Source organism: Pseudomonas sp. Marseille-Q7302, assembly GCF_965111925.1.
Genome location: NZ_CBCOPK010000002.1, coordinates 1 through 23,167, shown reverse-complemented (window position 1 = coordinate 23,167; position 23,167 = coordinate 1). Strand labels below are relative to the sequence as shown.

The window sequence follows — 23,167 nt, the reverse complement described above, 5'->3', positions numbered from 1 at the left end:
TCACCAACTACCGGCAGATGGCTTCGCACGGCACACCGTCGTGGTCGCCATCGATCCGGCTGTTGCCACAGTGCTGCAGCTGATACTTCGCCTCCGCACAGCTCGCCATCTGCCTGCAGGCCTTTAGCGGTGTGCAGCTGAAGGATCCCGCGGCGATGGCGCCCTCCGATCCGCCAAATTGAGAAAAGGACGTGGGTCGCTTCGGCGGTACTGCCGCCGGCGGCTCGCCCTCTCCAGCTTGCGCGTCTTGACGCTGATCACGCGCGGCGTGGCGCCACTCCCACGGCGGTACCCGCTCCGCCTCCGGTAGCGCCCACAGGCCACGCTTCTGCGCCTTGGCCTGTGCTTCCCGGTCCAGCAGCGATCGATCCTTCAGGTATTGGCGATAGACCCACGCGGCACCCTGGCGCACCTGCTCGGCATTCACGTCCGTATTGCCCTGGTACACGCGGGCCACCCGCCGGCCGTATCGGTCAGTGTCCTGGACGTCCAGGCGGACAGCCTTCGAAAAGACCATGGCTGCCAAGGATTGCTGGGCGCGGTTGCCGTAGGGCTGTTTGCTCTCCGGGGTGTCGATTTCCGCAAGCCGGACCTTGATCTGTTGCTTGGCGGTGGTGAGGCACGTCAGGGTGTCGCCGTCGTGCACGCCCACCACGCGGCAGTCGATCGTTTCGGCGAAGGAGAGTGTAGGGAGGGTTAACGCAAGGGCTACTGCTAGCTGCCGAAGCATATGAGGTCTCAGATCCGTTTTAAGAGGGGAGGTCCGGTATCACCGGGCGGGCGCTGCCGCGTTTCCGTACTGCCAGCGACGCCGACGCGGGAGTGTAGCGGCGGTGCGGATGACTGGCAGGGTCTATGCGGGGCAGAAGCGGACAGAGGAGCGAAAGGTGGCTATAAGCGGCGGCGGGCTAGCGGCGGTGGCCACCGTCAGTGGCGGTACCGCCGGCGGCCATCTTTTTGCGGTTGGGGCGCTTATACGCGGGGATCTGGCGCTTCAAGCGCAGCTGTCTCACCTTGCTGTAGTGGACCCCGTGCCTCAGGCCGACCGCTCGATCGCTATCGGTGCCCAGCTCCGCCAGTAGCGCCTCGCTCAGCGGCTTTTCGTCCTGCAGCTTTGGAATGTCGCGCCGTTTGCGTTCGCGGTACACCAGGTCGTCAGGAATCCCGAACCGGTGAGCGAGCTCGGCGTCTCGCAACTTGCCCAAGAGCGGCACGGCCGCCGGGGGCAGACTGTACACCCGCGGCGCCCGCTTCGCCGGGGCCAGGCCCTGGCGCAGGCGCATCAGGTAGACCGCGCGCCGGCTGATGCCGAGCCGCCTGGCGACGGTCGCATCGGGTTCCTGTCCAAGGAGGGCGAGGTTCTCCGGGCTCCACCGGAACAGCGTCTCGCGCTGGAAGCCGCCCTGCTTCAGGTCGTAGGGCGCGATGGCCAGCGTCTGCCGCTTGCGCGCCACGGTCATGCGCGACATACCCCAGCGGTCGCCCAGGGCGGTATCGCTCTCTGTGCCCAGCAAGGCAATCATCTCATCCGTCCAGATCTTCATCGCAACTCACAGCATCTGCAGCACCAGCCAGCCAGTCTAGCGGCATGGCACCAGCCGAACCACGGCAGGCCTTGCGTTTTCCGGATCGGTGAGAGGGTAGGCCATCACCTGATGGAGACGCGAGTATGGTACCGGTTGAACAGCTCAAAGCCGCGGTGGAACAACTTCCGAAGTGGAGCCCGCAGATCACCAGCCAGGTAGGCTGGGTCAACTGGCGCCAGGGCTTCCAGATCAAGGCGCTCTGGTACGGGCATTGTTCGCTCCTGTGCTACCTCGACTTCAAGGACAGGGTCGCCCGGGACAACACCTTGGCCACCGCCTTCAAACGCTTTGCTGACCCAGACGCCCGGCCGCGAAAGATCGATGGCCATGGCTGTTCCTGCCTCGACTACTCGTTCCAGTCTGACCAGTTCGTGTCCATCAATGAGCTGGCGGAGATCGCGGACGCCAAGGGCTATGCGTACACCGTCCTGTACGTCCAGGAATGTGTCGGTGCTCGGCCGGTTTTCGCGACGCTGGGCATCCCGCTGGTACCGGGCGAGATGGGTAAGGAGTGGGTAGGCGGCGAGTTCATTTCCTACGCCTGTCCCGCCGGCCAGAATCTGTAGTCGTCTGCCACGCCTGCTGCGTTACAGATTCCGGCCAGCGCCGGGCGGTGCGGTACACCAACGCCCGGCGAGCCGTAATCTGTAGTCGTACCCTACGTCACCTGACGACCTGCTGCCGGCCATCCCTGCACCGCGCGGTATCATCACGCCTCAATTCGTGAGGCGTGCGCAATGCTGGTGATCCATCTTGAAAGTGGTCGAGTAATCAACCTGGAGCGCGCGGTGAGTACCGTCAACGGGTACGGTATCTGGGAATACCACCGGAGCCAGAGCTCCAGTATGTGGGTGCCCGACTACACCCCCTACCGCCACCTCGCCGTCAAACCGCCGGACCCGGCCATTGGCCAGAAGGTCACCGTGGCTATCTGCAAGCTCGGCGCGCCGGAGGAAGAGTGGAAGCCCTTCAGATCCGGGATCGCGGGATTCGACGGGATCTGAAAGCGGTCGCAGTAGGCGAATCAGGCTACCCCGGTGCGCCAGCTGCTGAGCCCATCGCGGCTTGCGTATCTGAAGACCTATGGGACGTCGTTCAGCATCACTCAACGATGCTGACGGAGCTTCCCCATGCAGACCCCCAACACCTCCTCGACTCCGGCTCTGCCGCTAAAGCTGTGCGTCCACCGCTATTACTCCAGAGCCGAAGACCCGGCCTTCCAGCAGCTGCTTGTGGTTTGGAACCAGGTGGCGCCGATCCTCGCTGCGGCGCCGGCCGGCACCATTGCCAAAGTCGACAGCGAGTCCCTGTTCGTCGCGCCGGTGGATGGTGCTTTGGCGATGTTCCTGTCCGCAGACCTCAGCCCAACCGCCGTCGACGGCAACATCTTCCGGCCTGAGGATTTCGACGGCATCGGCGCCGATGAATTTGCTGAGCTACAGGGCGCCTTGGAGCGCTGGATGGCTGCGCCAACGTACGACACGCCCTGCACCCCGTCTCACCTCGCAGACGTGCTCGCCGCTAACTACGGGGAGGCGGAAGCGCCACGTGAATGGCGATGGTCGGGCGAGACCCTATAGGCCTTCAGTAGCAAGGCTTCACGTCTGGCAGTCCACTAGGGCAAGCAAGATTCGCATGCCCTGGAGACACCCCGCGCCAGTCGGTATAGCGGAAGTATCCCAGGCGGTATACTTCCGATCTTGAAGCATCGCCTATGGCTCCACGTCACTCGCGCATTCAGCCAATTCGAGAGCTGCCCTCTCGAAGATGCGGTCAATGAAAATCCCGGCTTCGCGTATCGAGACCCTGCAGCAGCTCGCTGATGTCCTCCAAGCGGCCGGCCACAATGTGCAGCACGCCATCGCGCGTCTCTACCGTTCCATCCACTCGCAGCAGCTGTGACGCCACCAGCTCCCGCCGCTGGCGCTCCGCCAGGGTGCGCCACACCACCACGTTCACCATCCCAAACTCATCCTCCAGTGTCACGAAGGTCACGCCGCTGGCGGTACCCGGCCGCTGTCGGCCGACTACTAGGCCAGCGACCCGGGCCGGCTGGCCGTGGCGCCGCTCCTTCAGCTCCTGCGAGCTCATCAGCCGCCGGGCCGACAGCTCCGGCCGCAGCAGGGTGAGAGGGTGCGGCCCCAGGGTGGTGCCTAGGGAGGCATAGTCCGAATAGAGGTCCTCACCCACGGTTGGCGCAACCAGCTCCTGGATCTCCTCCTCAACCACAGCGCCCTCGGCGAATAGGGGCAGCTGCGGCTCGATCGCGGCCATGGCCCAGCGCGCCTGGAATCGGTGCCCTGCGAGGCCCTTCAAGGCTCCCGCATCCGCCAGGCACTCCCGGGCCTTAGCATCAAGGCCTGCACGTAGGCACAGATCGGTAACATCGCGGAATGGCCGGTGCCGGCGGGCCTGCTCAACGGCGCGCCCGGCTTTCTCGGCCAGGCCTCGCACCATTCGCAATCCCATCCGGATAGCCGGCTGCGAGCTATCGGCGACTGGCTCGAGACTGCAATCCCAGTCGCTGCAGGTCACGTCTACCGGCAGGGTCTGCAACCGATGGCGCCGGGCGTCCTGCAGGATCTGGTCGGGGCTGTAGAAGCCCATGGGGTAGGAGTTGATCAGCGCCGCGGCGAAGGCGGCCGGTTCGTGACATTTGAGCCAGCAGCTGGCGTAGGTCAGCAGGGCGAAGCTGGCCGCATGGGATTCGGGAAAGCCGTAGCTGCCGAACCCCTCGATCTGCCGGAAAATGTCCGCGGCGTACTCGGCCGTGTAGCCGTTAATGAGCATGCGCGAGGTGAGTCGCTCCCGGTGCGGCTCCAGCCCGCCATGGCGCTTCCACGCCGCCATGCTGCGGCGCAGCTGATCGGCCTCGCCAGGGGTGTAGTCGGCGGCCAAGATGGCGAGCTCCATCACCTGTTCCTGGAACAGGGGCACACCCAGGGTCCGGCCGAAGACGCGCTCGAGTTTCGGCGGGTAGCTGATCTCCTCCTGACCGGTCCGCCGGCGCAGGTACGGGTGGACCATGCCACCCTGGATGGGGCCCGGGCGGACGATGGCCACCTCGATCACCAGGTCGTAAAAGGTCTGTGGCTTCAGCCGCGGCAGCATAGCCATCTGGGCACGTGACTCGATCTGGAACACCCCGAGCGTATCGGCCCGGCTAATCATCGCGTAGGTCGGCTTGTCCTCTTGAGGCACGGTAGCCAGGGTCAGCTCCTTACCCCGGTAGCCCCTCACCAGGTCGAAGCACCGGCGCAGGGCGCTGAGCATGCCCAGGGCGAGGATGTCGACCTTGAGCAGGCCCATCGCATCGAGATCGTCCTTGTCCCACTGGATGACGGTGCGTCCTTCCATGGCCGCGTTCTCGACCGGCACCAGGGTATCCAGCGTCTGGTCGGCGATGACGAAACCGCCCGGGTGCTGAGACAGGTGCCGCGGGAAACCGATTAGCTCGCCGGTGAGCACCAGGATCCGGTGAAGGAGGGGGCTATCAGGATCGAAGCCAGACTCGCGGAGGCGCTCCGGCGGCGGCAGATTGTCGGTCCAACGGCCGCAGCAGTCCGCCAGCGCGGTGATCTGGTCTGGGGGTAGGCCGAGGGCCTTGGCCACGTCGCGGACGGCACCCGCAGCGTGGTAGGTGGATACCACCGCGGTGAGGGCGGCGCGCTGGCGCCCATAGCGGCGGAAGATGTACTGGATGACCTCTTCCCGGCGGTCATGCTCGAAGTCGACGTCGATGTCTGGTGGCTCATCGCGCTCGTGGCTGATGAAGCGCTCGAACAGTAGGTTGATCCGGGTCGGATCCAGCTCGGTGATGCCCAGGGCGAAACAGACTGCAGAGTTGGCGGCCGAGCCGCGCCCCTGGCAAAGGATCCCCTGCTGCCGGGCGAAGCGGACGATGTCGTGCACCGTCAGGAAGTAACTCTCATATGCCTTGTCGGCGATCAGCTGCAGCTCCTTTTCGATCTGGGCACGTAGTCGAGCCGATAGGCCTTCGGGCCAGCGCCAGGCGCAACCCTCCTCGGTGAGAACACGCAACCAGCTGGTGGCGGTGTGTCCTTCCGGTACCACCTCACTAGGGTATTGGTAACGGAGCTCCGCCAGGCTGAAGGTGCAGCGCTCTGCAATACGTAGGGTCTCCTCCAGCAGCTCGGGCGGATAGCACCGCGCCAAGGCCTCACGGGTCCGTAGGTGGCGCTCGCCATTCGGGAAGAGCAGCTGGCCGGCTTCCGCCACCTGGACGTGATGACGGATGGCGGTGATCGTGTCCTGCAGGGCCCGGCGCCCGCGGCAGTGCATGTGCACGTCACCGGTAGCCACCAGCCCTACGCCCAAGGCCGCACCCAGCCCCTGCAGCTGCTGCAGCCGTACCTGGTCGTCTTGATCGAAGTGGAGCTCGGCGGCAATCCACAGCCGGCCGGGGAAAACCTGCAGCAACCAGCGCACCGACTCCGCCTCTGCGTGCCGATCCGGTACCCAGAGCGCGACAAGGCCAGCGACCTGGTCGAGGTCCTCGCGCAGCAGCCGGTAGCTGCCCTTGTCCGCGCGCCGACGGGCCAGGGTGATCAGCCGGCACAGCTGCTGGTAGCCCCGCAGGTCTTCCACCAGCAGCACGAGCTTGGGGCCCTGGGCGACCTGGAACTCCGCGCCCACGATCAGCCGGACGCCATGCTTCTCCGATGCCTGCCAGGCGCGCACTATGCCGGCGAGAGTGCACTCGTCGGTGATGGCCAACGCCTCATAGCCCATGACCCTGGCACGCTCGAATAGCTGATCGACGCTGGAAGCACCGCGCTGGAAGCTGAAGTTCGACAGGCAGTGCAGCTCCGCATAGCCGGGTGTCACGCGAACCACCCCTGCACCCACCAGCCTGACCCTTCCGCCGGAGACTGGAAGGCCCAGGCCGTACGCCCGTCGGCGAGCTCGAGCACGTAGTAGTCCCGACGGGCATCCTCGCCGTCCCACCAACCGCTCTCGATACGCTCAGGCCCGCTCAGGACCCGTGACTGGTCGACATCCAGGGGCTCCGGCGCCGGTAGCAGCCAGCCAGGCCGTCGATTTGGTCCCAATGCCTGGAGCGCCAGCGAAGGCGTGTCGCGCCGCCAGGCCCGCTCCGGCCGGTGATCGCCCTGCGCGCCCACCGCATAGACCGCGTCGTCGCCAAGGCGAGAACGCAGCCGCTCGCGCAGCTGCTCCCAGCTCACCGTCTGTTGCGGGCGCTCATCGAAGAGGCCGCGGTGCTGAGGGACGAACGAGGGCAGTTCGTCAGCGACCAGGCCGATCGCGAGTACCGGCTCCACCACCTGGGTGGGCTCCAGGCGCCCCCGGGCAAATTCGAACAGCAGCGCAGGGTCACGCTCCGGGGCGAGTAAGCCAACCACCACCTCCGTGGTCGGCGCCTCCCTATGCTCCAGCCGCAGGGTGAAGCGCTGGGCGCCCATGTCCCGGCCGGCCAGGTAGGTGGCCAGGTCCGAGGTCAGGCGACGCAGCGGGAACAGCAGGGCCTGGGTCGACTCGACTTCGAAGTTGAGTTCGATCCGCAGCCTGAAGGTGGTCGGGGGCAGAAAAAACTCCAGGGGCAGGACCTTGCTGCCCAGCATCTGATCGAGGTGATTGAGCAGACTCAGGGGGAAGCGCCGGGCGAGCTGGGCCCGGGGCAGCGCCAGCACCTGGCTGAGCTGCCGAAGCCCCATGCGGCTCAAGGCCTGGACGATCACCGGCTCGAAGCCCAGAAGCGCCACCGGCAGCGTGCGCATAGCGCTGGCAAGGCCTGCATCGTCCCGAACCGCCAGGGTGTCGCCGGCGTTGGCCAACACCCGGGCGGCGACTGGGTTGGGTGCCAGGGTGATCCGGTGGCCGAAGCCCAGCGCCGTGAGCTCCTGGCGCAGCCTCGCTTCAAATCTTGGCCAGGGCCCGAAGAGCGGCAGGCTCGACTGCACCTCCAGCACCAGGGCGTCGGCGAAGTGCAGGCTCACCTGCGAGCTGAAGCCATAGGCCCAGGCGGCGAGGAGCTCGTGCTGGCGCCTCAGCGCTGCTTCGTCGTACTCCACCGTCGCAAACTGCGGGCAGATCGCTTGAGCCGCGGTATAGGTCATCTCCGGCCGGAGCCCGAGCGCCAACGCCGCCGGGTTCGCCGCCTTTATGATCCGGCGTTGTATTGGCCCGTGGAGCAGTACCAGGGGTTCGTCCGGGTCAGGACAATTGCGCAGCACACCGTCCAGCGCGAACTGCGGGAAAAAGATGCAGGCCCATTTCATGGCAGTCGTCCCTCAATGCCAGACCCGATGCGCAAGCGCGGCGGCAGGGGGATTGCCGCCGCGGCACTTGAGCACTCGCAACTGCTGAGGTGAACCCTCGAGCACCAGGCGCAGCGCCGCTGGGGAAGCGTTGACCGCCTCACGCTGGTGGCGGAATGCGAATGCCAGGGTCTGCCCGGTCTCTGCAGCCACCTGCAGCCGGCGCAGCGCGCGATCGTCCGCCCGGCTTGGCCAGCAGAGTACTGCGCCGCAGCTACCAGAGCGCAGGCACTGCTCTGCCGCCCACAGCACGTCCTTGCCCTGCACCTGGATGACGCTCAGCCGGCCAAGGTCGACGCCGGCCTGCAGCCACGCATGTGGGTAGAGCAGGTAGGGAGGGGCGATCAGCACCACGCGTTCGCCGGCGGCAGTGAGGCGCGCCAGCGTCGGCCACACCAGCGTCAGCTCACCCTGGCCCGGTCGGGCGCTCAAGATTTCGGTGAGTGCTGCATCAGGCCACCCGCCGAGCGGCAGTTGGGCATCGAGCGCCGAGTGTCCGGTTGGCTGCGTGCTGGCGTCGTCCACATGCGGACTTTGCCCGCGCCACACACGGCGACTGTCGAGCAGGGAGTCGAGCGCAACGACATTGGTGGCCGCGTTATCCATGCTGCACCCCCGTCGGCGCCGACGGCGAGCTGCCGCGCTCGGTGAGCATGACCTGCAGCTGCGCACGCAGTTTGAACAGATCTGCATGCAGGACGGAGTTCATCGACTCCAGCCGCAGGATATGACGCTGGGCACGCGAGAGGGGATCGTCGCGGTCGTCCGGAATGAGCCGGTCACCCCGTGGCACGTGGCGTTGGTTCTCTTCCTGTACGAACTGGACGTAGCGCAGTCGGTGGCGCTGTACCTCGGCTTTGAAGGCGTCACGTTCTGCAACGAGGTTGTCGCGCTCGGCGACCAGGACCCGATTAGCACGCTGGGCTTGCCCCAGGCACTGACGTACCTGGTCGAGCTCCTCGGTCAGCAGATCCACGAGATTGCGGCAGTACGTCAGCTCCGTGGGGCGGAACAGGGACTGCTGCTGTTCGAAGCTGTCCTGCTCATCACCAAGCATGTCCATAGCGGCCCACCTGCTCAATCCCTGACGCCATGACCTTCTGGTACTCAACAGAGCGATCGGGACAGCGGTGACAGAGACGAGGGATACGGGGAGAAATGGACATGGAATGGCCTCCTTTAGGGATACTGTATAAATAGACAGTAATCAGGGAGGAACGATCCAGCAAGCTTGACACCGACAGACGGCAGGGAAGACGAAGCGAAAGATTCTTTCGTTCAGGAAGGTGATCGCACGCCGGTGCCTGGTTTGAGCTAACCGGTGTGGCGAGCAATGAGTATGCAGCCAGGTAGCAGCGTCGCGATGGAACTGGCTGCGGTGAGAAGGGCAATCACAGGGTCCGAATCAAACGGCGCAGGGAGGTCAGCAGGTAGCAGTCCATTTCTGGCTGCATGAAGCCATCGGGCACCTTCGCAGATAATGGCAAATGCCACCGCCACAAGGCCAGTGCCCACCGTCGTTTGCGCTACGGACCGTACCGCCATCTGTCTTCCCCCAACTCTGAGAGAGAGGATGGCACTCGCGGCTGCTGACTGGATGGTAATTCACACCCGATGCCGGTCGTCGATCGCACAGCCCGGCAGAGTTGAACCTTTAACATGGGCAGGCGCTGGGGCCCCGCTACCGGCAGCAAGCTGCCGGCCCCTTTCCAGTTACCCCCTGGCAACCACGGTTTCAGCGCATCGAACCGCGTATGAGTGTTAGATGCCGCCTCGCCGAGCTGCGCGCCAGCTTCGTCTCTTGCTCCGCTGCCCACTCATCCTGGATCTGCCGCGCGGTGCCCGTGCGGACCGGCAGCAAGACTGGATACTCCGGCTCTTGCTGATCTACCTGTAGGAGGCCGGCCTCGTGCAGGTAGGCGTAGGGCTGCTTGAGAAAGTCTGATAGCGCCACCGCGTTCGGCTGACCGCAATAGGCTTGAAAGTAGAGGTCGGCCCACATGTCCAGGTCGACACGATCGACGATGACGGGGTGATCCATTTCTGGTGGACGTTTCATAAACCGGTCCTTGCTGTCTAGAAAAGGATCACCGTACCGGTACTTCTAGAAACGCAACTAGGCAACCGGCGGATTGGCGTTCACCTTGCGCTGCTGCATCAGCAGCAGTTTTCGCACCTTGCCGAGGTTTAGGAGCTGTTCTCTGATCATGGCCAGCTTGGGCTCATACAGATGGAACAGCTCGACGAACCACGCATCCATTCCGATGGTGACTGGGGTGGCCGCATAGGTGTAGCCCAACCCCTTGGCGATGGGGGTACGCGCATGCTTCTTCGCGCCATTGCTACCTTTTATGAAAAAGACCTTGCACCAGACGATGGACACAGATCCTTTGCCATTGCCACGCACGTCGATCAGTCGATAGATGATCTTCCCATCGGCTCTTGCCTTGGCATCCTCGAAGTACTCATCCCTCAGCCGCAGCGCTTCTTCGCGTAGGGCTTCGTGCGCCTCGTCCAGTGAAGTCAAAGCCAGCCCATAAAGACGTGAGATTGGGCCGTTGCTGACTTGGGGGTCGATTGCAGGGGTCATTGTCATATCCTATCTATTTACAAGGAGACCGTTCGGGTTGTCATTAGCGAACGAGGGTGAAAGCAGGGTCAAAAATCTACGTTTTCCATAGAAACCAATAAACGCGTATAGGTTGTCATTAAATATGCATTTTCCTGTCCTATACGGGACGCTTCGGCGAGAAAAACCATATATCCGTCTGTATTGTCATTAATTATTGGAAAATGAGGCGGTGAACCTTGGGTATGATCGTCACCGGAAAGGGTGCCTTGACCAGTTTCGCGTGTGACCGTCGTCAGATACCCCTGTGCTACGATGCCAACTCACCTGTTTGTATTGCCATTAATAATGGAAGATCTGTTAGCCAACGGCGTCTATCCTCAAACCCAATACACCCGTTTATATTGTCATTAACTATTGGAAAAACCGTCTCGGAACGGGCGTAATCGATCAACCCAATACATCCGTATGCATGGTCAATAAGGATAGGCAGACCAATACATCCGTTTAGATTGTCAATAATTATGGGAAAATGACCGGTATCTCTGTTCCCAGAGGGCGCCCTGGAGCCGATTTTGATCGGAATCGCCAAGGTTGTAATTACTATTGACAATGTTGATCAGTGGCGAGAGATTTTTGGTATCGGGTCCCCCTTACGAGCGGGTTTTATAGGACAGAAATATCGCTTGTGAAGCGGGAGTCGAGAAACCACTTCATCCGTTTGTATTGTTATTAATTATGGCTAGGTGAAGTTCTCCCGCGGAGCCACAAAAAAGCCAATTTATCCGTATGTGTTGTCAATAATTATTGGCAAATTTCATGGCGTTAAAGTCGATTCCCGAACAACAACTCATACGGATGCCTTGCTAGTACTAGGTGACACCATTCAAGCACTCCCAGGGCGCATGGCTTCAGCGAATTCGCGCCCTTCGAGGGCGTGAATTGGAGCGAGAACGAGAGAGGTGATAGGCACACTTGCTCTAGGCGTCCTGTAGGACGCCTCGTTGCCCACCGCAATGGTCGACGCGCTCCGTAGGCGTCCTGCAGGACGCCTACGGAGAGGAGGGCGAAGCAAGGTGCTCCCGAATTGACCAGCAGGCGTCCTGTAGGACGCCCCAAGCACGAACGGCAGCGCTGTTGCCAGGGCGTGCTTGCGCCAGGCGTCCTCCAGGACGCCTGGCTGACCATTGCGGGACGTGACGCGTTGCGAACCCTTTCAAGCGAGTGCACGCATGAGTAAGAAATCCCAGAACGCCGCTCCGTACGTAGTGGGCCTCGATATCGGTTACTCCAACGTCAAGCGGGTCGAAGGCTATGCCGACGAGGCCTCGCCACGCCAATTCATCTCCCCTGCCCAGGCAGCGCCGTTAGGAAGCCTCAATGGCAACGCGGTACTCAAGGAGGGGGAGCACTATGTCACTCTCGATGGCGAACCCTGGGCGGCGTTTCTAAGCGCCGGCCGAGCCGGGGTTACGCGGGAATTGCATGCAGACTATCCCGCCTCGAAGAGCTACCGAGCGCTGTTCAACGCGTCGATCAGCGACGCGTGCCGGGACGGTCGAACGGAGATCGACCACCTCATCACCGGCCTTCCAGTCAGCCAGATGCGCAACTCGCAGCTGGTCGAGCGGTTGACAGCACAATTGACGGGCGTTCACCAGGTGGCGCCGCAGCGAGAGATCACTGTCCAGAAGGTCACTGTGTTGCCGCAGCCGGTCGGGACCCTCAACTATATCTACAGCACCTACGAAAGCCCGGACGACCTTGATGAGGGCGTAATCCTGGTTCTGGACCCAGGGTTCTTCTCGGTTGATTGGGTGGTCTTCCGCCGCGGGGATATCGTTCGCGATTCCAGCGATTCGTCCATGGAGGCAATGAGCGCTCTGCTTGAGGCTATCAATCTCCTGATCGCCCAAGAGTTTGGCGGACCGGGCCCTGGTCGCGACAAAATCGAGATTGCCTTGCAGCGGGGTAAGCCATACATCCAGCTCTATGGCAGCAAGGTGGACCTGCAGCCATTCGTGGATCAGGCGGTCATGACTGTTGTGCCCAAGGCGCTATCGAACATGAAGCAGCAGATGCGCTTCCTCGATGGCGAGGCGATCGACTTCGTTTTGATCGGTGGCGGCGGCGGCACCTGCTATAGCGCCGCGGCGAAGGAGATCTTCCCCTTGTCCAAGATTCTCGCCGCGAGTGAGCCGGTTATCTCCAACGCCTTCGGGTATTGGCTCAATCACTGATAAGGGAGTCAGGAAATGAGCGATGCGCCGGACGATCTTGCGCTGAGACTGAACGTCAAATTTCGGGACGGTACGGCTCCAATGCTTCAAGCCGAGCTGCTGAGGCTCCCGGGCCGGCAACGGGTGAAGCGCCTGTTGGAGTTGGCGAACCTAGGACTCATGGCCGAGCGTGGTATGTCGGTAGAGGGCTTTGCCAGGCCATCCCCTGGGTTAATAGCGCCTAAGCTGGACGCCGGCCCTTTGCGAGCCGGCGACGCGCCAGGCGATCTACCCGCCGACGATCTGCCGAAGCCGCCATTGCCTTCTCAAGAGGTGGGCAAGATCCCCGTCGCGGTAGTAGTGGAGACTGGAGAGGCAGGCGCATTACCAGACCTTCAGCAGCGCGGTGAAGAACTCTCGAGTGTGTCACCGCGCCCCCGAAGGCGTCCTAGCTTTAACGTCGACCTAACCGGTTAGGGGGCAGTTGGTTGAGGGATCGGTGCGGGAACTTGGACGAATACGACCTGGCCACGCATTCAGGTTCTCGCATTTCCTTCACGCGCCAGGCGATCCGACCGACGAGAGGGATCAGGCCCTGCTCAAAGCGACGTCGTAGAGATCTTGAACCTCACCCGACCTACGACCTTGGGCACCCTGGCCTCACCGCTGGCAAGATCCTCAGGAGAAAACGTCATACCGGAATAGCGGACGTTAGCGACGTTGAAGCTCATCAAATCACTCACTGGGCTGACACTGCGCACAATGACGGACCCATGATGGGTCAGGATGAAATTCCCCTCCGTCAACGTGGTGTCTGCGATATCGACGACCACGATCTCGTCTGGCTTGATGTATGGCTCCATGGCGTCAGTGTCGACTCTTGCAGCCCTGGCGTTGCCCGGGCTGATGCCATACCGCTGAAGCAACTGAAGCGGCAGCGGAAACGTGCGAAGGAATGTCCCTTCGGAGGCGAAGTCAGGCTTCTCTCCAAGCAGGCCTTTCTCATAGGCCAGCTCGCGCAGCGACCTGACTATAAGGGTGACCGATTCCGAAGTCTGGCCAGGCTCACCAACACCTGTCGCCAGGTATTCGACGGTGCTGCCCAACGCGCCGGCAAGCGCTATAAGGCGCTCCCTGTTACAGCTCGTACCTCGGTAGAGCATGTTTTTCGTAGTCCCTTCGTTTTCGTTCAAAGCAAGGGCCAGCTTTTGAACGGACAGACCTCGAGCATCCATGAGGTCTTTAACCCGTGTGACGAACGCTTCGTGCGAAGTGGCTTCGGGTGTGTAGTGCATGGTGGTCCCTTCCTTGTACGAGGCGATTGCGGTCGCCCACGTGGCTTGGTGGTGCGCTGAACATCGGTCCAATTATCGGCCATTTACGCGCATTTTATTTACACCATTCCCTGTACAAAAGCTGAACGGGAAAATGCTCACGGAATGGTGTCGTATTTACGACACCTTCGGCGTAAACGGCATCGTGCTCCGCGCTATCCGTCAATGGAGTGACGGGTTAAAACGCTTATTGTGTGAAGTAAATCACCAAATATTAGGAGTTCCTTAATCCTATACGCCGTTCGTCCCGGAAATGGGGCCAGTTAGGCCCCTAAGGAGGCGATTGATAGATAGCTCTATTGAAACAGTGAGAACCAGAGCACAAAATATGCACACATTAGAGGTGCAGTTTGCAGGGTGGCTGGTGTGGCGAATATTGGAGCTGTTTTCGGGAGGCTAGCAGCAGCACTGCTTTGTGCTGTCAGTGCAGTCCCCGGCCAGGTAGCTGCCTTCGACCTGACTGGCACTGTCTGGGATAGGCCTTCGACTCAAGGGTGTCGGCCGTCACCTGAGCTTCTTTACGCAATTGCGCTGGTCGAATCGAAAAAATACGCGGGCCGGATGGTCACCCCCAATCCCTATGCTCTCAATATCGACGGCAAGGGATTTCATCCGGGAACTCGCGCAGAAGCAGAAAAACTGCTCCGAGAAGCGTTGCCCAGAACCCGGGCAATTGCCGTGGGAGCGATGCAGATAAGCCTTCGGTGGAATGGGGGCGAGGTCAGCGACCCGGTTGACCTGCTCGATCTGCGCACCAACGTTCGGACCGCTACGAAAGTCTTCTGCGGTTTTCAAAAGCATGGGGGTGACCTGGCGCTGTTGATTGGGCGCTATCACACCCCTAATCCAGAGCTGGTCAGTGTAGCCAGGGCCTATGGAGAGGACGTCCTCCGCGTGTGGAGACGTCTAGTGTTGCTCAAGCAGGAAGGAGAGCAGGGATGATCACCGCGACGCCAGTGGGTTGCTTGCTGGAGACGGCTCAAGAGTGGATCGAGTCGAAGGACAGCGCCCTCTACCGCTTCTTCGATATCAGCACTGAGGACGGAAAGTGGCTGCTCACCGCAGCTGAGGCCGACATTGAGCGGCTGGCCTGCCTGCCCGCTTCGGTCTTCAAGATCAGCCTGGTACACGGCGATGGTGGAAGTGCCCCCCGCGCCATGTTGAACACCTACAGCGTCAGCCTCGTAACCAATGTGCTTAGCGAGATCCGCGAGGATCTGCGTACCTCGGAGCTAGAGAGCCGAATCTTCTGGGGACTATCCGAGAAAGACGCCGGCTGGCTCAAAGAGAGCTCCTTCGGCCAGCGCAACCAAATTGCCGCCTTGGGCCGTGTGAAATTCACCGCACGAGACGGCCTGGTGCGTGAGTCCGCCGGTGAGCGCAGCGACACCCTTCAGCTACTGCTTCGCGTCATGAATCCCAGCTATTGAACCTGGGAATCCGATAACACCCTTTGAGATCCGCAGACATGGACAACGCAACCTTGACCCAGCAGATGGTGCAGGCAGGCTTTCGCTGCAGCATCATCACCGTGCACACCGATCACACCTCCAAGCAGGTCAATCGTCTGCGTAAGCAGATTGGGGTCGAGTACAAAGGGGCTAGCGGCCCCCTCCCAAGTGGCGCCTGCCTGCTGTCGAACTCCGGCCAGGTCGTTGAAGCAACATTGTTCATGTGTGCGTACCTTCGGGCCGCAAAAAATCCGTTCGTTGATGTCGATGTCCAGGCAGTCATGGCCGCCTATCGCGTTTACACCGGATACCGGTCCGCAGGCGAGGTAGCGCTGGCGACTTCGACCGAGGCGCTTCATATCGATCGCGCTTGGGTGATCGCACGTGAGTACCGCTCCAAAGAGGTCGTGGTCCGTATCTGCTCCTCACGCCGGTGCCGCCTTCCTTACCTGGTGTCGAGCTCCATGGGTCATCGTTCGTCCTGCCCGTTCTGCAGTGCGGTCGCTGAGCGCGATCGCTTCCATTGCGATGTGAATGACGCAGTACTCACCGAGCGTCCGGTCGCCGAGCTGTTGGAACTGGCAGCTCGTGTTCAGGACCTGGCCGGTTGGGGGTTGGCGGATCATGAGGTGGTTAAGGAGCTGGGCTTGTCTAACGTAGAGTTTCTTGCCACGCGACGTCTAAACGCCTACGGCGAGCCGGCAAGGCAGGCAATCGCCAAGCGCTACTCGACGGGGAGCGCCCTTGTAAGGGCACTGACACGTAGCAACAGAGGTGTGGCTGAAAGACGCCTGGCATAAAGCACGCTGGCGGTAGCCACAACTCCCCAAAAGCCGGCGCCTTCGCCGGCTTTTTGTTTCCAGGTCACACTGGCGCGATCAATCACCGCCGAGATGATGCATCCCATAGGCGTCTTGCGCGACACAAGGCTGATCAGGCGCCTTTTCGCCGGCGTCCTGCAGGCGTCCCAGCTCCCACGCTACGGAATCGCTCCGCCTTCCCAGATCACGCTAGGCGTCCTGCGGGCGTCCTGCAGGCGTCCCAGCTCCCACGCTACGGGATCGCACCGCCTTCCTAGATCACGCTAGGCGTCCTGCAGGCGTCCTGGCGCAACGTCCTCCGAGCCTGGCAGCTCCGGCATCGCCAAGAATGTCTCCCAGTCGCTCATCAGCGCGCGCCGCTTTTCGAGTAATGGCCCCCGGTTGTAGGCGGCCTCAGTCTTGGAGCCAATCCTGTGGGCCAGCGCCTTCTCGCAGATCTCCCTCGGATGTGAGGTGGTTTCTGCTGCCCAGGTACGAAACGTCGAGCGGAAGCCGTGCGGGACCGCTCCCTCCAATTTGATCTTCCGCAGCGCCCGGCCTATCGCGTTGCCCGGCAGTGGTTTCTTGCCGCGAGCGTTGGGGAACACCCAGGTATCGTGCTGACCCTGCTGCTGCTCAAGCACTTCCAGCATCCGGTCCGTCAGGGGCACGATATGCTCCTTGTCTCGCTTCATGCGTTCCGCCGGGATGGTCCAGCGTCTGGCGTCGAAGTCGAACTCCGCCCACCGTGCCTCGCGAATCTCGCCATTGCGCAGCGATGTCAGGATCAACAGCTCTGCAGCGCGTGCGGCTGAGCCCTCGAGGGAGTCCAGGCGGTGGAGCACGGATGGGCAGCTTTCCGCCGGCGCCGCTGGATGGTGCGTGACGTTACGATCGGGGCGCGGCAGCAGCTTGTCGAGGTGCCCGCGCCACCGAGCTGGATTGGCGCCATCGCGATACCCCAGTGCATGGGCGGCATCGAGCACCGACTCGATGCGGTTGCGTATGCGCGCGGCGGTGACTTCGATCTTGTCCCAGATCGGGCGGAGCACCTGCAGCACCAGGTCCGTATCGATCTCGGTAGCCGGTCGGCGGCCAAGTACAGGGAACACGTAGCGCTCCATGGAGCTGACCCATTGGCGATGGTGGTCGTGGCTCCACGACGAACCGTGGGTGGCGATGTACTGCCTGGCCAGGGTCTCGAAGAGGTCGGGCCCGGCGGCCGGTGATTGAGCCGCAGGCGATCGTCGGCCCGGTAACTCAGGCGCGCCCTCCGCGATCTTCAGCCGGCGCCGGTCCGCTTCAAGCCGGGCTTGCTTCAACGAGACCGCCGGATAGCCACCCAGCCCCACGTCATACCGCTGACCTTGGAAGGAAAACCTGAAGATCCAGCGCTTGGCCCCGGTTTTGGCCACACGCAGGATGAGGCCGCGGCCGTCCTGGTAGACGCCTGGTTCGGATAGCTCTTTCACCTGCTTCGGTAGCAACTGGCCCACGGTAACCCTCCACATCGACAGCCGAAGGCTACCACCCAATCTTGCGTATGCAACTACCCACGGAGGTGAAAACTGCGTCATACGGTACGGGGATCTTGCATCCCCGTACCAAAACCACGGAGCCCGCATTAATACAAGCTGAATGCGGGCTTCCTTTCCTCAGAGCCCACAGTGAGCCCCACACCGCGGAGGCGGCCGCTATCCCAGGTGAGGCTTCCGAGCGGTGATGATCCTCGCATCTGCCTCGGGCTACGGAAGCCCGACCGCTATGTACTCGCGCACGTTAGTTAGGCTAGGTTGGAAACTAACCAAACAAAACTAACAATATTGTTTGCTAGCTGTGCATGGCGTTACTATGCTGTTTTCCATTACCCGGAGGCGGCCATGGCTGAACGCAAATTTACAGACGCAGAGGTCATCGCCGCCGGCGAACAGCTGCTGGCAGGTGGCCGCAAGGTCAATGGCTGGGCGCTACGGACTACCCTCGGCGTGGGCCGCCCCGAAACGCTCCTCAGCGTCTGGCAGCGACACCACACTGGGGTACCGGGTGGGGCCATTCCAACCAGGCCACTGCCAGAGGAAGCCACGGCGATCATTGAAACCGCGGTCGCCAGGCAGACCAAGGCAATGCAGGATGCACTGGCCGGCGCCCTCGACCTGGTAGCGGCTGCGGCGCGCAAAGAGGTCGTGCTTGAGCTTGAGCAGGCGCGGCAGGAAATCGCCCGCCTGGAGGCTGAGCAGGACGATGCCAGTGCCGTGCTCGAAGGCCTTGCGGCCGACCAGGAGCGCAGTCAGCAGCAGATGGACGGGTTGGCCAACGAGCTTCAGCTGAAGGACAGCCAGCTCAGTGCCATGGCTGAGGAGAACGCCAGTCTCGCCGAGCGGCTTGCCGAGGCAGAAGGGCAGGCGCAACTGGCTCGGGACGAGCTCGCCGAGAGCCAGGCCGAGCTGAGCCTGGCGCTCGCCCAAAAGGCTTCCGCAGAAGCGGCGAGCGCAGAGCATCAGCGTTCTGCTTCCGCAGCTGAGGAGCGTCTTGCTGATACCCAGGTGGAGCTCCGCGATATGCGCAATCGGCTTGCCATTGCTCGCTCTGAGGCTGACAGCGCCGCGGGGCAGATCCAGGAAATGGAGCGTACGCGCTCCCAGGATCTCGAGCTCCTCACAGAGCTGCGAGTGGAGAATCGCGCCCTGGGTGACAAGCTTGCCCGGGCCGACGCCGGCCGGGAAGCCGCAGAACGTTACCTAGAGCGCGTGCAGAAAGACAGCAGTGCCCGAATTGCAGCGTTGGAGCGCCAGCTTGCCAAAGCGGCTTCGAAGCCTGCTTCCAAGGGGACCGGTAAGGCACCTCGGGTAGCTAGCTCTGCTACAGGGGACTGAAGGTGGCCGAACAGTTCGAAGGCTTCCACGTTTACGGCGGGTCCGCCGCGCTGAAGTTCGAGGTGGTCCTGAATCAGGCGCGGGAAACCGTGCTCGCGGTGGATGGTGCCGGGCGCAGGGGGTCCAGTGAAAAATTCGACTGGTCCGAGAAGCTGACACTCCAGATTACGCCTCGCGAGATGCCCGCCTTCATGTGCTGCGTCCTTGGTATCACGCCGGCTTTCGAGGCGCGCAATCATGGCGCCGCTGGCGACAAAGGGCTGACGCTGGTTAACCAGCCTGACCGCGGTGTGCTCTACCTTCGCCTGCTCCAGCAACGCCTATCGATCAACGTGCCGATCACCGCGGACAAAGTCTTCCATCTTGGCGCGCTGGGCATTCGAGTGCTGGCCACGCAAGTGCATCTGGATGTCCCAACGTGCCTCGCCATGTTGCGGGGCACGGCAGGCCGATTACTGATCGCCGCGAGCGGTGAGTAACGGTACGTCGTAACCTGTGAGCAGGTGCCGATACAACAGGTCTTGGATGTCCTGGCCATCGCGAAAGATGGCGAGCACTACGGCTTCACGCCGCGTCTCGTCGACCAGGTATCCCGCTCGATAGCCAGACTTGGCGATCTCGCGATACCTGGTGATGCCAAACTCGGCACCCGCGGCGGCAATCGGGTGAGCGAGAGGGGCCATCCGGAGCTCGATGGCGACCTCGTCGACGACGCTGGTCATCTTTGCAACTGCGTCGGGGCGAGAAACCGCTTTTGCGAGGTGGTGCACCTGGTCAAGCGCGCCAGTCCTCGCCGAAGCGCTGAACCGGACCTGGAAAGGCCTGGCGGTCATTTGCTGTCACCACCGAACCGCTGCTGCAGGCCTTCTTTCAGCTGCTCGGATGACATGTGCTCGCCGGCTTCGTACTCCTTGGATCCCAACGCCAGCAGCTTGACCAGGGCGATGGACTCATCGCGGCGGACACGATCCGCATAGGCCTCGATTACATAGGCCGGCTTCCCGTTCTGGGTAACGATCATCGGCTCGTCCAGCTCGAGGTCGGCGGCGTTTTTCTTCAGGTAGCTGATCGTTTCGACCCGCATATTTCGGCTCCTAGGGCTGTGGTGTTCCTCAAAGGTAGCGGAATCAGGACCGAATTTAAACCCAATTTGGTCTGGTGAGGGTTCCGGGCATCGTGACAATGTCGGCTGGCAGCGGTCTCGACTTATGCGTCGATAAGCAGCGTTGGCGTAAAAGGGCTGCTCGGTGCTCATGGCTAGGGAAGGGCCGGCATAGTCCTTTTGCAGCCTGCAGCTACTTTCAGGCTTTCCCTTTGTGACGCTCGCGCTCCCGCTACTCACCTAGATAGGTGCCGGACTATCGGGCTAGTTGCTGCGGATCTCTTTTTAGGTAACATGATCCTTGGCACTCGGTAGGTGCCAGCAGTCCACACTCGCAAAGCAGCCGCACTACCGTGATTTCGCCGTTTCACCCTAACCCAATCCGATGGGTTCTCGTAGTGGACGCCAGGACAGCCTTGGAGGCTGAACATGAAACACGCCCCTTCTTTTGCTGACGTTCAAAGCGTCAAGCGTCACGCTAAAACTCTTAAAAGCACCTATCCAGAAAAGAAGCACGGTAAGTTGCTGGACCTTGCCGCGGCTGAACTGCTAGGGGTCAGAAATTACTACGAACTGAACCGCAGGTTTGATGCGGTGATTGCGCAGCACCTGGACGTTCAAGATGGCCCAAACGCGGTAGCGCACTGCCGGTACTGCGATTTCAAATTTGGCGCGGATCTTAGGGAAGATAGGCTTGCGCACCGCAAATTTCATGAGCGCTTTATGGAGGTTGAAGAGGCCACCGGCTATCGCCCCCGGACTTATGTGCAGAGGGAGCTGCTTAAGAAGGAGGGGCACGCAAGGGCGCGCTGCGACGCTTCTGTAGAGGTGCGTGTCGAAGGACTGTTACTCGTACTGCAGGCCTGGTATGACCGTTCATTTGCCAGTCTTATCGAGGAAGGGAAGTGGCGGAAGCACCCCTCATTCGGCGAGTACGTGGCGATGTTGGTCCCTGATTTGGAGGAAAGTCATCCAGATCTGGCTCCAGCGCTGATAGAGCGCTTTGGGCGCATGCCTGGCGTGATTCCGCCCGGGCAGAGCTACTGTTCCCCGAAATAGCGGTCGCGCAAAGCGAGGTCACGAGCTATAGGAGGGTCAGACAGTGGGGTGTGTCGGTGAAATCGACGGGCGCCGAGTCGTCGCACCGCTTCTGAGCGCTGAAGCTTGGAAAGAGGTCGTGGCACTGTCTAGAGACCGTAAAGTACTGATGCCGGACACCAGGTGTCCGGCACAGGCCAAGACACTTCGCTGGAATGGGCGCATTACCAGGTACTTCTCGCATTTCCCGGGTGAGGCGCCACCGGGCTATTCGAGTACGGAAAGCTCTGAGCATATGGCGATGAAGCTCGCCATCTACCAGCGGCTGCTGCAGCTGGGCGTTCAGGTCGAACTCGAGGCGGGGCAGGACGATTGGCGTGCAGATCTCCTGGTAGGGGTGTCGGCATTTTCAACAGTGCTGGCCATTGAGGTTCAACTCACTCAACAGTCTGCCCAGCGTACCTATGACCGGACTGCACAGCGGCGCCAGGCGGGTGTGCCAACGCTGTGGCTATTCGGTGCAGGCCGGCTCACTGGGCACCTATCCCGGGACCTCCTAGAAGACACGCCGGTGTTTACCGTTCGAAATGCCGCATAGGCTGTACGAGTCGTCAGCGCGGTCTGCCGAGGTAGAGCATTCTTCGACGACCTCTCAGTCTTCAAAAGGACCCCAGCCAGGCCCCTGGCTGTGCGTATCGACTGCGCTTGTGGAGAGCGCTGGCTCTATCCCTTCGGCGCAATCCTGCTATGTAACCGTGCAAGTAGCGAGGTCTCTCCTGCTTACGCCAGCTGCTCCCTTACAGCCCGCAGATGTACCTCAACAACGCCGATGGGAGCGGAAGTTAGTGCCCAGGCCTATCTCGATCGGTACATGGTCGTCTTCAAGGCTGCTGCCGTGATCTATGGGATTAGACTAGGAGTCCCCACGCGGGTGGAGCGGGTGTATGAAAACAACCGCAGTGGTGGCGCATGGAAGCGTATGTTCTCCTGCCCACGGTGCTCAGCAATACCGGCCCGAATTTCGACCGGTCTGCCGGCCGACGTGCGAGCTACATCACCTCGGTTTGTTCGGGATCCCTGCTCCTCGGGATAGCTGGTCTGCTCAATGGCTATCGCGCTGCCACTCATTGGGCGCTGTATGACGTACTGGAAGCGCTTGGGATCGACACGGGGCGCGAGCGCGTCGTTGCCGATGGCAATCGACTCACCGGTGGAGGTGTGACGGCAGGTATCGATTTCGGCCTTACGTTGCTGGCTGAACTCCGCGGAGAGCACGCCGCCAAGCTAACTCAGCTGATGATGGAATATGACCCACAGCCGCCCTTCGATACTGGGCATCCACGTACAGCCGGCCTCGAACTGACTGAACTGGCCCTCAACCTAATGGGACTCGACACAATCCGTGAGGGGATGCAGTTGGCACAAGGGCGCCGGGTGCCCTCACCAGCCTGATGGATCAATATCAGCGAGAAGAATTGGCGCAGCTCCGTCGCCTCGAAATCATCTCCATGATCGAGGCGACGGAGCTGCTGGTGCTTGTCGGCATAGCCGTTCAGCTGAAGCACCTTGGCGAATGGCGGCTTGGGGTTCAACTGATGGGACCGATACACGGTATTGCGTTCATCGCCTATGTATGGGCGACGCTCCAGACCGTCTCGGGTGGGCGGTGGCACCCTATCGAGGTCGCCCGAATGATCGCGGTCGCGTTCGTCCCGCTCGGCGGCTTTCTCAATAGACCTTTCCTGGCGCGCAAGGCTGCCGAGTTACGTGTTGGGGAACCCGAATGAGCCTCGCCGAACTATACCCCTGGTTCAAAGCACTGCACATAGCTGCCGCCCTGATGTTTGTGGGTGGGGTGCTGGCCCTTACGATCGTACTCGATGCGATTCGGATCGA

The 23,167-nt window shown here is 61.7% G+C and carries 25 protein-coding genes; 12 read left to right on the top strand and 13 right to left on the bottom strand.

What is annotated here, in order from left to right:
- Window positions 1–7: 7 nt before the first annotated feature.
- Both ACWPW1_RS21130 and ACWPW1_RS21125 read right to left on the bottom strand, forming a co-directional pair.
- On the bottom strand, window positions 8–730 hold the full coding sequence (locus ACWPW1_RS21130; RefSeq protein WP_093257419.1) for a thermonuclease family protein: 723 nt from the start codon (window positions 728–730) through the stop codon (window positions 8–10).
- A 178-nt stretch (window positions 731–908) separates the two neighbouring features.
- The gene (locus ACWPW1_RS21125) at window positions 909–1,544 is read right to left on the bottom strand and encodes a hypothetical protein (RefSeq protein ID WP_068383167.1); all 636 of its coding nucleotides are present in this window, start codon (window positions 1,542–1,544) and stop codon (window positions 909–911) included.
- 125 nt (window positions 1,545–1,669) lie between these two features.
- Between ACWPW1_RS21125 and ACWPW1_RS21120 the strand changes: the two genes are divergently transcribed.
- The 3 genes from ACWPW1_RS21120 to ACWPW1_RS21110 all read left to right on the top strand — a co-directional run bounded on the left by ACWPW1_RS21120 (window position 1,670) and on the right by ACWPW1_RS21110 (window position 3,166).
- Window positions 1,670–2,152: a hypothetical protein gene (locus ACWPW1_RS21120; RefSeq protein WP_068383169.1), complete on the top strand. Its 483-nt coding sequence runs from the start codon at window positions 1,670–1,672 to the stop codon at window positions 2,150–2,152.
- Between the two features lie 171 nt (window positions 2,153–2,323).
- On the top strand, window positions 2,324–2,590 hold the full coding sequence (locus tag ACWPW1_RS21115) for a hypothetical protein (RefSeq protein WP_068383171.1): 267 nt from the start codon (window positions 2,324–2,326) through the stop codon (window positions 2,588–2,590).
- Between the two features lie 126 nt (window positions 2,591–2,716).
- Entirely contained in the window at window positions 2,717–3,166 is a 450-nt protein-coding gene (locus ACWPW1_RS21110) for a hypothetical protein (protein ID WP_068383173.1), read from the top strand.
- Between the two features lie 193 nt (window positions 3,167–3,359).
- Here the strand turns inward: ACWPW1_RS21110 and ACWPW1_RS21105 are convergent, their stop codons facing one another.
- The 6 genes from ACWPW1_RS21105 to mobI all read right to left on the bottom strand — a co-directional run bounded on the left by ACWPW1_RS21105 (window position 3,360) and on the right by mobI (window position 10,475).
- Window positions 3,360–6,434: an error-prone DNA polymerase gene (locus ACWPW1_RS21105; RefSeq protein ID WP_068383176.1), complete on the bottom strand. Its 3,075-nt coding sequence runs from the start codon at window positions 6,432–6,434 to the stop codon at window positions 3,360–3,362.
- Complete coding sequence (locus ACWPW1_RS21100) at window positions 6,431–7,846, bottom strand: Y-family DNA polymerase (RefSeq protein WP_068383178.1); 1,416 nt, start codon at window positions 7,844–7,846, stop codon at window positions 6,431–6,433. The genes ACWPW1_RS21105 and ACWPW1_RS21100 overlap by 4 nt, the downstream gene beginning before the upstream one ends.
- A gap of 12 nt (window positions 7,847–7,858) precedes the next feature.
- Complete coding sequence (imuA, locus tag ACWPW1_RS21095) at window positions 7,859–8,491, bottom strand: translesion DNA synthesis-associated protein ImuA (protein ID WP_068383180.1); 633 nt, start codon at window positions 8,489–8,491, stop codon at window positions 7,859–7,861.
- Window positions 8,484–8,948 carry a hypothetical protein gene (locus tag ACWPW1_RS21090; protein WP_115947129.1) on the bottom strand — a complete coding sequence of 155 codons (465 nt, stop codon included), beginning with the start codon at window positions 8,946–8,948 and terminating at the stop codon, window positions 8,484–8,486. Before ACWPW1_RS21090 ends, imuA begins: the two co-directional genes overlap by 8 nt.
- A gap of 672 nt (window positions 8,949–9,620) precedes the next feature.
- A complete protein-coding gene (locus tag ACWPW1_RS21085) occupies window positions 9,621–9,944 on the bottom strand; it encodes a hypothetical protein (protein WP_454253961.1) in 324 nt (107 codons plus the stop codon).
- 57 nt (window positions 9,945–10,001) lie between these two features.
- Entirely contained in the window at window positions 10,002–10,475 is a 474-nt protein-coding gene (mobI, locus tag ACWPW1_RS21080) for a conjugative transfer protein MobI(A/C) (RefSeq protein ID WP_064307036.1), read from the bottom strand.
- A gap of 1,211 nt (window positions 10,476–11,686) precedes the next feature.
- Between mobI and ACWPW1_RS21075 the strand changes: the two genes are divergently transcribed.
- Window positions 11,687–12,694, top strand: coding sequence for a ParM/StbA family protein (locus ACWPW1_RS21075; protein WP_454253960.1), 1,008 nt, complete (start codon window positions 11,687–11,689; stop codon window positions 12,692–12,694).
- Window positions 12,695–13,272: 578 nt separating this feature from the next.
- On the opposite strand, the gene ACWPW1_RS21070 is transcribed toward ACWPW1_RS21075, so the two are convergent.
- A complete protein-coding gene (locus tag ACWPW1_RS21070) occupies window positions 13,273–13,968 on the bottom strand; it encodes a hypothetical protein (protein WP_454253959.1) in 696 nt (231 codons plus the stop codon).
- 543 nt (window positions 13,969–14,511) lie between these two features.
- Complete coding sequence (locus tag ACWPW1_RS21065) at window positions 14,512–14,808, bottom strand: hypothetical protein (RefSeq protein ID WP_454253958.1); 297 nt, start codon at window positions 14,806–14,808, stop codon at window positions 14,512–14,514.
- A gap of 137 nt (window positions 14,809–14,945) precedes the next feature.
- Between ACWPW1_RS21065 and ACWPW1_RS21060 the strand changes: the two genes are divergently transcribed.
- A complete protein-coding gene (locus ACWPW1_RS21060) occupies window positions 14,946–15,437 on the top strand; it encodes a hypothetical protein (protein ID WP_454253957.1) in 492 nt (163 codons plus the stop codon).
- Between the two features lie 38 nt (window positions 15,438–15,475).
- Window positions 15,476–16,258: a FlhC family transcriptional regulator gene (locus ACWPW1_RS21055; RefSeq protein WP_064307031.1), complete on the top strand. Its 783-nt coding sequence runs from the start codon at window positions 15,476–15,478 to the stop codon at window positions 16,256–16,258.
- Between the two features lie 284 nt (window positions 16,259–16,542).
- Here ACWPW1_RS21055 and ACWPW1_RS21050 read toward each other — a convergent pair whose 3' ends face one another.
- A complete protein-coding gene (locus tag ACWPW1_RS21050) occupies window positions 16,543–17,754 on the bottom strand; it encodes a tyrosine-type recombinase/integrase (protein WP_454253956.1) in 1,212 nt (403 codons plus the stop codon).
- A 384-nt stretch (window positions 17,755–18,138) separates the two neighbouring features.
- On the opposite strand from ACWPW1_RS21050, the gene ACWPW1_RS21045 reads away from it, so the two are divergent.
- A complete protein-coding gene (locus ACWPW1_RS21045) occupies window positions 18,139–19,131 on the top strand; it encodes a hypothetical protein (RefSeq protein ID WP_454253955.1) in 993 nt (330 codons plus the stop codon).
- 2 nt (window positions 19,132–19,133) lie between these two features.
- Entirely contained in the window at window positions 19,134–19,610 is a 477-nt protein-coding gene (locus ACWPW1_RS21040; protein ID WP_454253954.1) for a hypothetical protein, read from the top strand.
- Here ACWPW1_RS21040 and ACWPW1_RS21035 read toward each other — a convergent pair.
- Both ACWPW1_RS21035 and ACWPW1_RS21030 read right to left on the bottom strand, forming a co-directional pair.
- A complete protein-coding gene (locus ACWPW1_RS21035; protein WP_454253953.1) occupies window positions 19,584–19,853 on the bottom strand; it encodes a hypothetical protein in 270 nt (89 codons plus the stop codon). The two genes, ACWPW1_RS21040 and ACWPW1_RS21035, sit on opposite strands and share 27 nt — an antisense overlap.
- Window positions 19,854–19,960: 107 nt before the next feature.
- Complete coding sequence (locus ACWPW1_RS21030; protein WP_068383188.1) at window positions 19,961–20,215, bottom strand: type II toxin-antitoxin system Phd/YefM family antitoxin; 255 nt, start codon at window positions 20,213–20,215, stop codon at window positions 19,961–19,963.
- A 447-nt stretch (window positions 20,216–20,662) separates the two neighbouring features.
- On the opposite strand from ACWPW1_RS21030, the gene ACWPW1_RS21025 reads away from it, so the two are divergent.
- The 4 genes from ACWPW1_RS21025 (at window position 20,663) to ACWPW1_RS21010 (ending at window position 23,058) form a co-directional block, all read left to right on the top strand.
- Window positions 20,663–21,292, top strand: coding sequence for a hypothetical protein (locus ACWPW1_RS21025; protein WP_454253952.1), 630 nt, complete (start codon window positions 20,663–20,665; stop codon window positions 21,290–21,292).
- A gap of 148 nt (window positions 21,293–21,440) precedes the next feature.
- Entirely contained in the window at window positions 21,441–21,869 is a 429-nt protein-coding gene (locus tag ACWPW1_RS21020; protein WP_454254041.1) for a competence protein CoiA family protein, read from the top strand.
- A gap of 371 nt (window positions 21,870–22,240) precedes the next feature.
- Window positions 22,241–22,723, top strand: coding sequence for a DJ-1/PfpI family protein (locus ACWPW1_RS21015; RefSeq protein ID WP_454253951.1), 483 nt, complete (start codon window positions 22,241–22,243; stop codon window positions 22,721–22,723).
- Complete coding sequence (locus tag ACWPW1_RS21010; protein ID WP_454253950.1) at window positions 22,723–23,058, top strand: DUF3817 domain-containing protein; 336 nt, start codon at window positions 22,723–22,725, stop codon at window positions 23,056–23,058. The genes ACWPW1_RS21015 and ACWPW1_RS21010 overlap by 1 nt, the downstream gene beginning before the upstream one ends.
- Window positions 23,059–23,167: the final 109 nt, after the last annotated feature.

Coding starts and splice junctions, on each gene's coding strand:
- ACWPW1_RS21130 (WP_093257419.1), bottom strand. CDS start 730: ATGCTTCGGCAGCTAGCAGTAGCCCTTGCGTTAACCCTCCCTACACTC.
- ACWPW1_RS21125 (WP_068383167.1), bottom strand. CDS start 1,544: ATGAAGATCTGGACGGATGAGATGATTGCCTTGCTGGGCACAGAGAGC.
- ACWPW1_RS21120 (WP_068383169.1), top strand. CDS start 1,670: ATGGTACCGGTTGAACAGCTCAAAGCCGCGGTGGAACAACTTCCGAAG.
- ACWPW1_RS21115 (WP_068383171.1), top strand. CDS start 2,324: ATGCTGGTGATCCATCTTGAAAGTGGTCGAGTAATCAACCTGGAGCGC.
- ACWPW1_RS21110 (WP_068383173.1), top strand. CDS start 2,717: ATGCAGACCCCCAACACCTCCTCGACTCCGGCTCTGCCGCTAAAGCTG.
- ACWPW1_RS21100 (WP_068383178.1), bottom strand. CDS start 7,846: ATGAAATGGGCCTGCATCTTTTTCCCGCAGTTCGCGCTGGACGGTGTG.
- imuA (WP_068383180.1), bottom strand. CDS start 8,491: ATGGATAACGCGGCCACCAATGTCGTTGCGCTCGACTCCCTGCTCGAC.
- ACWPW1_RS21090 (WP_115947129.1), bottom strand. CDS start 8,948: ATGGACATGCTTGGTGATGAGCAGGACAGCTTCGAACAGCAGCAGTCC.
- ACWPW1_RS21085 (WP_454253961.1), bottom strand. CDS start 9,944: ATGAAACGTCCACCAGAAATGGATCACCCCGTCATCGTCGATCGTGTC.
- mobI (WP_064307036.1), bottom strand. CDS start 10,475: ATGACCCCTGCAATCGACCCCCAAGTCAGCAACGGCCCAATCTCACGT.
- ACWPW1_RS21075 (WP_454253960.1), top strand. CDS start 11,687: ATGAGTAAGAAATCCCAGAACGCCGCTCCGTACGTAGTGGGCCTCGAT.
- ACWPW1_RS21070 (WP_454253959.1), bottom strand. CDS start 13,968: ATGCACTACACACCCGAAGCCACTTCGCACGAAGCGTTCGTCACACGG.
- ACWPW1_RS21065 (WP_454253958.1), bottom strand. CDS start 14,808: ATGCTTTTGAAAACCGCAGAAGACTTTCGTAGCGGTCCGAACGTTGGT.
- ACWPW1_RS21060 (WP_454253957.1), top strand. CDS start 14,946: ATGATCACCGCGACGCCAGTGGGTTGCTTGCTGGAGACGGCTCAAGAG.
- ACWPW1_RS21055 (WP_064307031.1), top strand. CDS start 15,476: ATGGACAACGCAACCTTGACCCAGCAGATGGTGCAGGCAGGCTTTCGC.
- ACWPW1_RS21045 (WP_454253955.1), top strand. CDS start 18,139: ATGGCTGAACGCAAATTTACAGACGCAGAGGTCATCGCCGCCGGCGAA.
- ACWPW1_RS21035 (WP_454253953.1), bottom strand. CDS start 19,853: ATGACCAGCGTCGTCGACGAGGTCGCCATCGAGCTCCGGATGGCCCCT.
- ACWPW1_RS21030 (WP_068383188.1), bottom strand. CDS start 20,215: ATGCGGGTCGAAACGATCAGCTACCTGAAGAAAAACGCCGCCGACCTC.
- ACWPW1_RS21025 (WP_454253952.1), top strand. CDS start 20,663: ATGAAACACGCCCCTTCTTTTGCTGACGTTCAAAGCGTCAAGCGTCAC.
- ACWPW1_RS21020 (WP_454254041.1), top strand. CDS start 21,441: ATGCCGGACACCAGGTGTCCGGCACAGGCCAAGACACTTCGCTGGAAT.
- ACWPW1_RS21015 (WP_454253951.1), top strand. CDS start 22,241: ATGGAAGCGTATGTTCTCCTGCCCACGGTGCTCAGCAATACCGGCCCG.
- ACWPW1_RS21010 (WP_454253950.1), top strand. CDS start 22,723: ATGGATCAATATCAGCGAGAAGAATTGGCGCAGCTCCGTCGCCTCGAA.